The sequence below is a fragment of the Streptomyces sp. NPDC007346 genome (genome assembly GCF_040703535.1).
Taxonomy (GTDB): domain Bacteria; phylum Actinomycetota; class Actinomycetes; order Streptomycetales; family Streptomycetaceae; genus Streptomyces.
In genome coordinates this window covers 41470-52663 of sequence record NZ_JBEYKR010000032.1, presented here as the reverse complement: position 1 = coordinate 52663, position 11194 = coordinate 41470, and the positions used below count along the sequence as shown (strand labels likewise).

General features: G+C 73.1%; 10 protein-coding genes. 8 read left to right on the top strand and 2 right to left on the bottom strand.

The features are described from left to right. Positions 1-195: 195 nt before the first annotated feature. From AB0917_RS11980 to AB0917_RS11970, 3 genes are all read left to right on the top strand, one after another. Positions 196-1575 (top strand): FtsW/RodA/SpoVE family cell cycle protein, encoded by a 1380-nt coding sequence (locus AB0917_RS11980; RefSeq protein ID WP_366819376.1) that lies wholly within the window; start codon positions 196-198, stop codon positions 1573-1575. Continuing rightward, entirely contained in the window at positions 1572-3029 is a 1458-nt protein-coding gene (locus AB0917_RS11975) for a penicillin-binding transpeptidase domain-containing protein (RefSeq protein WP_366819375.1), read from the top strand. The genes AB0917_RS11980 and AB0917_RS11975 overlap by 4 nt, the downstream gene beginning before the upstream one ends. Before the next feature lie 151 nt (positions 3030-3180). Beyond that, a complete protein-coding gene (locus AB0917_RS11970; RefSeq protein WP_366819377.1) occupies positions 3181-4260 on the top strand; it encodes an amidase in 1080 nt (359 codons plus the stop codon). Positions 4261-4275: 15 nt separating this feature from the next. Here the strand turns inward: AB0917_RS11970 and AB0917_RS11965 are convergent, their stop codons facing one another. Further along, positions 4276-5142, bottom strand: a complete 867-nt coding sequence (locus AB0917_RS11965; RefSeq protein WP_366819374.1) for a hypothetical protein — start codon at positions 5140-5142, stop codon at positions 4276-4278. 248 nt (positions 5143-5390) lie between these two features. Between AB0917_RS11965 and AB0917_RS11960 the strand changes: the two genes are divergently transcribed. The 3 genes from AB0917_RS11960 to AB0917_RS11950 are packed head-to-tail and all read left to right on the top strand — an operon-like array spanning position 5391 to position 7847. Continuing rightward, positions 5391-5666 (top strand): BatC protein, encoded by a 276-nt coding sequence (locus AB0917_RS11960; RefSeq protein ID WP_366819373.1) that lies wholly within the window; start codon positions 5391-5393, stop codon positions 5664-5666. Beyond that, positions 5663-6868: a cupin domain-containing protein gene (locus AB0917_RS11955; protein WP_366819372.1), complete on the top strand. Its 1206-nt coding sequence runs from the start codon at positions 5663-5665 to the stop codon at positions 6866-6868. The genes AB0917_RS11960 and AB0917_RS11955 overlap by 4 nt, the downstream gene beginning before the upstream one ends. A gap of 10 nt (positions 6869-6878) precedes the next feature. Then, positions 6879-7847, top strand: a complete 969-nt coding sequence (locus AB0917_RS11950) for a sucrase ferredoxin (RefSeq protein WP_366819371.1) — start codon at positions 6879-6881, stop codon at positions 7845-7847. A 104-nt stretch (positions 7848-7951) separates the two neighbouring features. Here AB0917_RS11950 and AB0917_RS11945 read toward each other — a convergent pair whose 3' ends face one another. Beyond that, entirely contained in the window at positions 7952-9061 is a 1110-nt protein-coding gene (locus AB0917_RS11945) for a ferritin-like domain-containing protein (protein WP_366819370.1), read from the bottom strand. Positions 9062-9276: 215 nt separating this feature from the next. Here AB0917_RS11945 and AB0917_RS11940 point away from each other — a divergent pair, with 215 nt between their 5' ends. Next, entirely contained in the window at positions 9277-10212 is a 936-nt protein-coding gene (locus AB0917_RS11940; protein WP_366819369.1) for a diiron oxygenase, read from the top strand. A 193-nt stretch (positions 10213-10405) separates the two neighbouring features. After that, a complete protein-coding gene (locus tag AB0917_RS11935; protein WP_366819368.1) occupies positions 10406-11194 on the top strand; it encodes a TetR/AcrR family transcriptional regulator in 789 nt (262 codons plus the stop codon).

Here is an 11194-nt window from a genome sequence, read left to right as displayed (position 1 = left end):
TGTTGGTCTGCGCCCCCCCCCCCCCCCCGCCCGGGCCGCCGGGGTGGCGGGCCCCCGCCCGGGGGCGCTCCCCGGGCGGACGCGCCGCGATCCGGGAAGGGGCTCCGCGGGGCATGAGGGAAGGCTCTGCGGGACATAGGTGAAAGCGCCGAGACATAAGGGAAATACGGCGCGCCTCTTGCTACGTTGCGATCCATGACCGCAACGACGGCGGACGCTCCCCCGCCCGAACTCCGCCTGCCCAGACGGCGCGGGGTCGAGCTCTCGCTCCTCATCGGAGCCGTCCTCATCTCCGTCTACGGTTACGCGGCCGTCGGCCTCGCCCACGACGGGGCCGTGCCCCCCGATGTCGCCGGTTACGGCGCCGGGCTCGGCACGCTCGCCCTGCTGGCCCATCTCGCGGTCCGCTTCCGGGCCCCGTACGCCGATCCGCTGCTGCTGCCGATCGCCGTCCTGCTCAACGGGCTCGGCCTGGTGCTGATCTACCGGCTCGACCTGGAGACCCCGCGCGACCAGGCCGCCCCCACCCAGCTGATCTGGTCCACGCTCGGCGTCGCGCTCTTCACCGTCGTCGTGGTGCTGCTGCGCGACCACCGGGTCCTCCAGCGCTACGCGTACCTCTCGGTCGCCACCGCGCTCGCCCTGATGATCGTGCCGATCTTCTTCCCGGCGGTGAACGGGGCGAAGATCTGGATCCGGGTCGGCGGACTCTCGTTCCAGCCGGGCGAGTTCGCCAAGATCCTGCTCGCGGTCTTCTTCGCCGCCTACCTCGCCGCCAACCGCAACGCGCTCGCGTACACGGGCCGCACGTTCCGGAAGCTGCAACTGCCCACCGGCCGGGTGCTCGGCCCCATCGTGGCGATCTGGCTGCTCAGCGTCGGCGTGCTGGTGCTGGAGCGGGACCTGGGCACCTCGCTGCTCTTCTTCGGGCTCTTCGTCATCATGCTGTACGTGGCGACCGGCCGGACCGGCTGGATCGCGGTCGGGCTGCTGCTCGCCGCCGTCGGGGCGTTCGTCGTCGGCTCGTTCGAACCGCATGTGCACAGCAGGGTGCAGGACTGGCTGGACCCGTTCGCCTCGATCGAGGCGGGCCGGGGGCCCGGTCAGCTCGCCCAGTCGCTCTTCGCGTTCGCCGCCGGCGGCATGCTCGGGACCGGGCTCGGGGCCGGCCACTCCATCCTCATCGGCTTCGCCGCCAAGTCCGACTTCATCCTGGCGACGGCGGGCGAGGAGCTGGGCCTGAGCGGCCTGACCGCGATCTTCCTCCTCTACGCGCTCCTCGTGGCGCGCGGCTACCGGGCCGGACTGGCCCTGCGCGACCCGTTCGGGCGGCTGCTGGCGATCGGGCTCTCCTCGATCCTGGCGCTCCAGGTGTTCGTGATCGCGGGCGGGGTGATGGGGCTGATCCCGCTGACCGGGATGGCGATGCCGTTCCTCGCGCAGGGCGGCTCCTCCGTCGTCACCAACTGGATCATCGTGGCGCTGCTGATCCGGGTCAGCGACGTCTCGCGCAGACCGGAGCCCGAGCACGTGGAGACCGGGATCATCGCGCGGGCCGTGGAGGGGGACCGGTGATCCGCTGCATCCGGCGGGCCGCCGCCTTCTGTCTGCTGCTGCTCGTGGCACTGCTCGTCAACGCGGCCCGCGTCCAGCTCTTCGAGGCCGACGAGCTGGACGGCAACCCGGCCAACCGCCGTACCACCATCGCCCGTTACGACCAGCCGCGCGGCAACATCCTGGTCGGCGACCGGGCCGTGACCGGCAGCAAGGAGACCGGCGAGCAGCTCAGCTTCGAGCGCACCTATCCGCACGGCCCGCTGTACGCGCCGGTGACCGGGTACGCCTCGCAGACGTACGGCACCACGCTCCTGGAGCACGCCGAGGACGGCGTCCTGTCGGGGACGGACCCGCTGCTGGCCCCGCTGCCCTTCTGGAACGAGTTCACCCGGGGCCGGCAGCCGGGCGGCGACGTCGTCACGACCGTGAAGGAGTCGATGCAGCGCGCCGCGTACGCCGGGCTGAGCGGGCGGCGGGGCGCGGTCGCCGCCCTGGAGCCGTCGACGGGCCGGATCCTGGCGCTGGTCTCGACCCCGTCGTACGACCCCGAGCGGCTGTCGGGCACCGGCCCGGCGGTCACCGGGGCATGGGCCGAGCTGAACGCGGCCCCGAGCCTGCCGATGCTCAACCGGGCCATCCGGCAGACCTATCCGCCGGGCTCCGCCTTCAAGATCGTGACGGCCGCCGCGGCGCTGGACGCCCGGGTGGTGACCGACGCGGACGCGGCCACGGACACCCCGTCGCCGTACGTCCTGCCGGGCACGAGGACCACGCTGCCCGACGAGGCCACCGGCTGCGAGAAGGCGTCGCTGGCGGAGGCGATCCGGGTCTCCTGCAACACGGTGATGGCCCATCTGGGGGTGGAGGTCGGGCTGGAGGGGATGGTGGAGGCGGCGGGCCGCTTCGGCTTCAACGAGACCGGTCTGCGCATCCCGTCCGGGGTGGCGCGGAGCAACTTCGACACCGGCATGAGCGAGGACCAGCTCGCGCTCTCCTCCATCGGCCAGTTCGACACGACCGCGACCCCGCTCCAGATGGCGATGGTGGCCGCGGCGGTGGCGAACCACGGCGACCTGCGCCGCCCGTACCTGGTGGAGCGGCTGACCACCGCGGACGGGGACACGGTCCAGCAGCAGGGACCGCGCTCCTACGGCCGGGCGATGAGCCCCTCCACGGCGGTGCAGCTCCAGCGGATGATGGTCGACGTGGTGGAGAACGGCACGGGGTCGAAGGCGGCGATCGACGGGGTGAAGGTCGGCGGCAAGACCGGTACGGCCCAGCACGGCGTGGACAACTCCGGCCTCCCGTACGCCTGGTTCATCTCCTGGGCCCAGGCCCCGGACTCCGGCCGCCCGGCCGTCGCGGTGGCCGTGGTGGTGGAGGACGCCGCCGCGCACCGGGCCGACATCAGCGGGGGCGGCAGCGCGGCCCCGATCGCCCGTGCGGTGATGGAGGCGGCGTTGGAGGGGTGAGGGGGCGGGGGGGTGCGTAAGGGCGTGCGGGGGCGCGTAAGGGCGTGCGCGGTGGTGTGGCGCGGGCTTTCGGTGTCGTGCGGGGAGACCGGCCGTACGAGGAGACCGGAGGCGGTCCTGAAGGGCGTACGGGGAGACTGAGGGCATGACCATGGCACGGAGACCGTCCGCCGTGGCGCGGGCCCTGGAGCGGATCGACCGGCTGGACCCGGCGCTCAACGCGTTCACCGAGGTCTGGCCGAGGGAGGCCCTCGCCCGCGAGGAGGCGGCGCGGCAACTCCCCCTGCGCGGGCTGCCCTTCGCCGTGAAGGGCCCCGCAGGCATCCGCTCGTACGCGGCCCGCCGGCTGATCGCGGCGGGCGGGGTCCCGGTCGGCGCGACCTCCGTCCCCGGCCCCGGCACGGTCTGGCAGACCTGGGGGCAGGGCGCGCACGGCCGTACGGTCAACCCGTGGCGGGCCGACCGTACGCCCGGCGGTTCGTCGGCGGGCTCGGCGGTCGCGGTGGCGGCGGGCATGGTGGAGCTGGCGACGGGCAGCGACGGGGCCGGGTCGGTCCGCATCCCGGCCGCCTGGTGCGGGGTGTTCGGGCTGAGGACGACGAACGGGCTGCTGCCCTCCCCCGACCGTTCCGGCCTCGCGTCGGCCGGGGTGCTGGCCCGGTCGGCGGCGGGCGCCGAACGGTATCTGCGCCATGTGCTGGAGGGGTACGAGGAGCCCGCCGCCCCTTCCCTCCCGCTGCCCGCCGTCCACAGCGAGGACCTCGGCTTCGCGGAGGTGGACCCGGAGGTGGCGGGCGTCGTCCGGGCGGCGGTGGACCGGCTGGTCGCGTCGGGGACCGTACGCCTGCTGGACGCCGACTGCGCGCTGCTCGACCCGGTTCGGGCCTGGCAGGCGGTACAGGGCGGCTCGCCCGAGGACCCGCAGGCGCTCCTGGTCCGGCGGGCGAACGACGAGCGGCTCGATGACCTCTTCGCCACCGCGCCCCTGCTGCTGACCCCGGTCACACCGAACCGGCCGCACGGGCACGAGGGGCCGGGCGACCGCTACTCCACCGCCCTGACCTGGGCGTTCAACCTGAGCGGGCATCCGGCGGCGAGCCTGCCCGCCGGGTTCACCCGGGACGGCTGCCCGGTGGGGCTCCACCTGGTCGCACCGCGCGGGGCCGACGCCTCGCTGCTCGCCATGGCCCGCGCGGTGGAGAGCGCCCTGCCCACCGCGCGGCGGCCGTGACGTGACGGGTTCAGGTCAGCCGATCGGCCGGCGGATCTCCTCGCGGATCTTGGCGGTCTCCAGCGCGGCCGCCTCCAGGTCGATCGACGTGGCGTCCTTCAGGGCGGTCTCGGGGCGGATGATGCCCACGGAGACCCCCGTGTTGTCGTCTCCCCAGGCGCACATCGGAACGTTGGCCTTGACGCCGCCCTGGGCCGACTGGAGGACCTGGCACTCCATCGTGATGTCGTAACCGGCGGGGGTGAACTTCTTCGGCGGGACGACGACGGTCGCGCCGTCCCCGTTAGCCCCGCCGTCCATCATCTTGCCGGTCATCACCTCCGGGCTCGAGAACCGCCCGTACATCCCGGAGACCACCAGGGCGCCGCCCTTGGCCGAGCTGTACTGCCCGACGACGGCCTTCGCGTCCCGGACGGTGGGGTCGTACGTCTCCTCGATCTTCTTGCCCTCGGTCGAGGAGAGGTCCTGGGCCAGGGTGAACTCGCCGTCCAGCAGCTTCTGTTCCAGGACGATCTTGTACTTGGCCTCCGGGAAGGCCGAGTCGGTGGCCTTGCCCACCACCTGGGAGACCCCGAAGGCGATTCCGCCCGCCAGCACCACCGCGCCGGCCACGATGCCGACGATCAGGGCGGTCCGCTTCTTCCGCGGCGGCTGCGGCCCCTGCGGCGGCCACCCGGCCGCGCCCGGACCGCCCCCGCCGGGTATACCGGGCTGTCCCCAGCCTCCCTGCTGCGGCGGGGCCGGGGGCTGCTGCGGGTAGCCGTAGGGCTGCTGCTGCGGCGGCACCCCGGGAGCGGCGGCCGGCGGCGGGCCGTAGGGGTTCTGCTGCGGGTGCGGGGGCGGGCCGTACGGGCCCTGCGGCGGCTGAGGCGGGGTGGTCATGCGCTCACCGTACGACACGTTTGCGAACGGAATTTCGATCGGCCGATATCGGTATCTGGTCGATAGCAACGCCCCTTGCGACCGGACGCTCTTCGCGCAGGCACGGGCCTTTGCGGTGGATGCCGGGAGATTCATGCAATTGCCACGGCTTCCCCGCGCTCGAATCGTTGCTTTCGCCGTGCGGCGATACCGTGATTTACGGGCTCCTTCACGGAGCCTGCCCCAGCCATTTACTCAGAGGAGGAATGATGGCCAACCCCGAGCAGGACCCGGACCAGCAGGAGGGCCCCGCGGACGGAGGCGCGGCGGGCACGCCCGGCGTCCACGACGGAGGAGCCGACGGAGGCGCGGACGGCGGAGCCGAAGGACCGGCGGACGGAGGCGCGGCCGGCACCCCCGGCGTCCACGACGGAGGAGCCGACGGAGGGGCCGAGGGACCGGCGGACGGAGGCGCGGCCGGCACCCCCGGCGTCCACGACGGAGGCGCTGACGGAGGAGCGGACCAGTCCGGCAGCCGCTCTTGAGCACGACCCGAACCGGGCTCCAGGACGTCGGCGCCGCACCGGGCGCCGGGGCCCTGGAGGCACGTCTGACCGGGCTGGGCCCCAAGGAGTTCGCCCGCGACATCTGGGGGCGCAGGCCGCTGCTCACCCGGGGCGCGAGCGACTTCTCCGACCTCTTCTCCGCGAGCGCCGTGGACGAACTGATCGCGCGTCGCGGCCTGCGTACGCCCTTCCTCCGCGTCGCCAAGGACGGTGCCACCCTCCCCGAGTCGGCGTTCACCTCGTCGGCCGGTGTCGGCGCCACCATCGCCGACCAGCTCGACGACACCGCTCTGTGGCGCGCGTTCGCCGACGGCGCCACCCTCGTACTCCAGGCCCTCCAGCGCACCTGGGAGCCGGTCGCGGACCTCGGCGCCCGGCTGAGCGCGGAGCTGGGGCATCCGGTGCAGGCCAACGCCTACGTCACCCCGCCGCAGAGCCGGGGGTTCGACGCCCATTACGACGTCCACGACGTGTTCGTCCTCCAGATCGAGGGCACCAAGCGCTGGCTCGTCCACGCGCCCGTCCACCCCGACCCGCTGCGCGACCAGCCCTGGACGGATCACCGCTCGGCCGTCGCCGAGGCCGCGCGGGGCGAGGCGCACCTCGATACCGTTCTGGAGCCCGGCGACGTCCTCTACCTGCCGCGCGGCTGGCTGCACGCCGCCGAGGCGCAGGGCGGGGTCTCCGTCCACCTGACGCTGGGGATCCACACCTGGACGCGGTACGCGCTGGCCGAACAGCTCGCGCAGGCGGCCCTCGCCGCACTGCGCGACGACCCCCGGATGCGGAGCACCCTGCCCCTGGGGGTGGACGGACCGGGCGGCGAGATCGACCTGGTCCGCGAGCACCTCCTCGCCGCCGTCACGGAGGCCGACTCAGCCCAGCTCTTCCACCGGGCCCGGCGAGGGCAGGGACGCCCGGCACCGCTGGGACCGCTGGCCCAGTTCACCGCCGTCGACGGCCTCGGCCCGGACACACCGGTGCGGCTCCGCGCGGCGCTGGAAGCGCGCCTGGAGGGCCCGCGGCTGACGACCCGCGTCGGCTGGCTCGACTTCCCGGAGGCCGATCTGCCGTCCGTGTCCCGCCTGCTCGACGGCGAGGTCCGCACCGCCGGTGAGCTCGGTGTCGCGCTCACCGGACGACTGCTGCGCGCGGGCGTGCTCGTGCCCGCCGGAGAGTGAACCCGCCGCGGTGAGCGCGACGGGACGGTTCTTCTGCGCCGACGCCGCCCGGAGCCGTGACGACTCGATCGTGGGCACGGCGCCGTACGGCTCGGTCTGGGTCCTCATCGAGTACCGGGGTGGCTGGCCGGTCAACGGATTCGACGGCCTCGACCTGGACCCCGGGACCAAGGCGCTCGTGTTCTCCGCCGCCCAGGCGGTACGGGCCCGCGTGCTCCTGGTGAGGCGTCACGGCCGCCACGCGCCCCAGGGCCCCCGCCGCTGGGCCGTCCTGCGCTACGAGGGCACCGGCGCCCACCGCCGGCGGTGGGGCACCTGGAACCGCGACGAGGACCTGGCACAGATCGCCCAGGCCCTCGGCGCCTCCGGGGAGCCCGTCAACTCCGGTGACCCCGGCGCCCCCGGGGAGCCCAGCGACCCCGGCGTTCCCGGTGTTCCCGGCGGTCCTGACGGTCGGCCCGTCGTCCTCGTCTGCGCCCACGGTCTCCACGACACCTGCTGCGCCGTGCGCGGGCGGCCCGTGGCACGCGCCCTGAGTGAGCGCTGGCCGGACCTCGTGTGGGAGTGCACGCATGTGGGCGGTGACAGGTTCGCCGCCAACGTCGTCGTCGTGCCCGACGGCGTCTACTACGGGAATCTCGACGCCGGATCGTCCGTCGCGGTGGTCGGGGAGCACCTGGCCGGCCGTGTCCACGCGGAGCACCTGAGGGGGTACACCGACCTCTTCCCGCCGCAGCAGGCCGCCGTCGCCGCCGTACTCGACCGCTTCGGCCCGGCGGGCCGGCACGACTACACGGTCGCCGGGACGGTCCGCGACGGCGACCGCTGGCGGATCCGGGTCACCGGCCGCCCGCCCGGTCCGCCCGCCCTCGACGTCGAGGTGCGGGCCCGGCGCACACCGCAGCACCGGCTGACCTGCCGTGGACCGGCGACGAGTTCGGCGGTGGTCTACGACGCCGTTTCGGTCCGGCCGAGCTGAGGGGCCGGGCCCCGCCCCGCCTCAGGCCCGCCCCACCTCAGGCGCTGCCCCACCTCACGCCCCGCCCCACCTCAGGCGCTGCCCACCTTGGACCCCGCCCCGACTCAGACCGCCTCCCGCCCCTCCCCGATCGCCTCCGCGACCTCCGCCACCCGGGCCTCCTCCTCGGCGGCGAAGCGCTCGCGGTCCAGTTCCTCGGCTATCTCCTCGTCCTGGGACATGAGCAGGTCCAGGTCGGAGTCGCCGAGTTCCAGGACGCCCATGTCCACGTACGCCTTCTGGAGCCGTGGGCCCCACAGGCCGATGTCCTTGACGCACGGCACGATCCGGCTGAACAGCAGCTTACGGAAGAGCTGGAGGAACTCGGAGTGCTCCGACAGCTCCTTCGCCTCCTGCTTGCCGATGCCGAAGTTCTCCAGGACCTCGACGCCGCTGAGCCGGTCGCGCATCAGGTAGCAGCCCTCGATGACGAACTCCTCGCGCTCGCGCAGTTCGGCGTCGCTCAGCTGCTTGTAGTAGTCGCGCAGCGCCATCCGCCCGAAGGCGACGTGCCGGGCCTCGTCCTGCATGACGTACGCGAGGATCTGCTTGGGCAGCGGCTTGGTCGTGGTGTCGCGGATCATCCCGAAGGCGGCCAGCGCCAGACCCTCTATCAGGACCTGCATCCCGAGGTACGGCATGTCCCAGCGGGAATCGCGCAGGGTGTCGCCCAGCAGGCCCTGGAGGTTGTCGTTGACCGGGTAGAGCATGCCGATCTTCTCGTGCAGGAAGCGGCCGTAGATCTCCGCGTGCCGGGCCTCGTCCATGGCCTGGGTGGCGGAGTAGAACTTGGCGTCCAGGTCGGGGACGGCCTCCACGATCCTGGCCGCGCAGACCATCGCGCCCTGCTCGCCGTGGAGGAACTGGCTGAACTGCCAGGAGGTGTAGTGCTGGCGCAGCTCGCCCCGGTCCCTCTCCGTCATCTTCGCCCAGTGCGGGGTGCCGTACAGCGTCAGCGCCTCGTCGGGGGTGCCGAGCGGGTCGGTGGGGTCGACCTCCAGCGACCAGTCGATGCGCTTGTTGCCGTCCCACTGCTTGTCCTTGCCCTTCTGGTAGAGGGCGAGGAGGCGTTCGCGGCCGTCGTCGTAGTCCCAGCTGAACCGGGCGGCTCCGGTGGCGGGGACCTGCCAGAGCGGTTCGGGCGGCGGGGTGGTGTAGAGGTCATGAGTGGACACGGACGGCTCCTTCGCCTCGACTGGCTCATAAGTTCCGTGACACCGAGGGCAGTTGAGCGCGCACACCCACCGCCCCTGGCAGGTTCACACGTTGGTAGACAGTGGGTCAACAAGTCGTGCGCAAGGGATTGACGGCCTTGCTGACGAGCAGTCTCATAAGAGGTGACCGCCGGTAACTCCCGTGTCCGGCAACCCCTGTGTGAGGTGCTCCCGCCATGACGACCGTGACCGATCGCGATGTCACCCAGCTCCGCGACGCACTCGGGCCGCTCCGCGACCGCGAGCAGATCGCCGCGCGCCTGCTGGAATCCTCGGCCAAGCACTCCTTCGACCCCGACACCGAACTCGACTGGGACTCGGCCGTCGAGGAGGGCAAGTGGTTCTGGCCGCCGGAGCTGCTCTCGCTCTACGACACTCCGATGTGGCACCGGATGTCCGAGGAGCAGCGGCTGGACCTCTCGCGGCACGAGGGCGCCGCGCTCGCCTCGCTCGGCATCTGGTTCGAGATCATCCTCATGCAGCTGCTGGTCCGGCACGTCTACGACAAGCCCGTCACCAGCAACCACGTCCGCTACGCCCTCACGGAGATAGCCGACGAGTGCCGGCACTCGATGATGTTCGGCCGCATGATCGACTGGGGCGGCGCCCCGACGTACCCGGTGCCGCGCGTCTACCACAACCTGGCGCGGGTCCTGAAGACCGTCTCCACCACCCCCGGTTCGTTCGCCGCGACCCTGCTCGGCGAGGAGGTCCTCGACTGGATGCAGCGGCTGACGTTCCCGGACGACCGGGTGCAGACCCTGGTGCGCGGCGTGACCCGTATCCATGTCATCGAGGAGGCGCGGCACGTCCGGTACGCCCGGGAGGAGCTGCGCCGCCAGATGGTGACCGCCCCGCGCTGGGAGCGGGAACTCACCAAGGTCAGCTGCGGCGAGGCGGCCCGGGTCTTCTCGGTCTGCTTCGTCAACCCGCAGGTGTACGAGAACGTCGGCCTGGACCGCCGCGAGGCCGTCGCCCAGGTGAAGGCGAGCGGCCACCGCACGGAGGTGATGCAGACCGGCTCCAGGCGGCTGACGGACTTCTTCGACGACATCGGACTGCTGAACGGCGTCAGCCGCAGGCTCTGGCGCAGCTCGGGACTGCTGGCCTGAGGCCGTGCGACCGCAAGGCTCCGGGTCCGGCGGCCGCAAGCGCGTACGGGAGACTCCGGTTCGGTGGCCACGAGCGCGTACGGGAGACTCCGGCTCAGCGGCCACCGGCCACGAGCGCGGACCGGAAGCTCCGGACCCGGTGGCCACGGACAGGGACGGGAACTGCGGAGTCGGTGGCCTTAGGCTCAGGGGCATGACGTCCACCGCCGCAGCCCCGCCGCCCCGCGCGTACCGCAGGCTCAGCGTCGAGGAGCGCCGCGCCCAGCTCCTGGTCGCGGCGCTCGGCCTCTTCGCCCACCGCGCCCCCGACGAGGTCTCGCTCGACGAGGTGGCGGTGGCGGCCGGTGTCTCCCGGCCGCTGGTCTACCGCTACTTCCCGGGCGGCCGGCAGCAGTTGTACGAGGCCGCGCTCGGCTCGGCCGCCGACGAGCTGAAGCTCTGCTTCACCGAGCCGCCCGTGGGCCCGCCCACCGAGCGGGTCGCCCGGGTGCTGGACCGCTACCTCCGTTTCGTCGACGAGCACGACACCGGCTTCAGCGCCCTGCTGCGCGGCGGCAGCGTCGTGGAGACCTCCCGTACGACGACCATCGTGGACGGTGTCCGGCGGGCGGCGGCCGAGGAGATCCTCAGCCACCTCGGCCGGATCGGCGGCAGCGGGCCGCAGAGCACAGGAGCGCAGAGCGCCGGGCCGAGGCTGCGGATGATGGTCCGCAGCTGGATCGCGGCCGTCGAGGCGGCGTCCCTGATCTGGCTGGACGAGGGCAAGCGGCCCCCGGCGGCCGAGCTGCGCGGCTGGCTGGTCGACCATCTCATCGCCCTGCTCGCGGCGACCGCCGCCACCGACGAGGAGACCGCGTCGGTGGTCCGCGACCTGCTCGCCCTGGAGAGCCCCGGCGGCCCGGCCGGACGGCTGGCGGAGCTGGTGATCCCGGTCGTCGCCGAGGCGGCGCACCTGCTGCCGCACGCCCCTGCGGCAGACTGA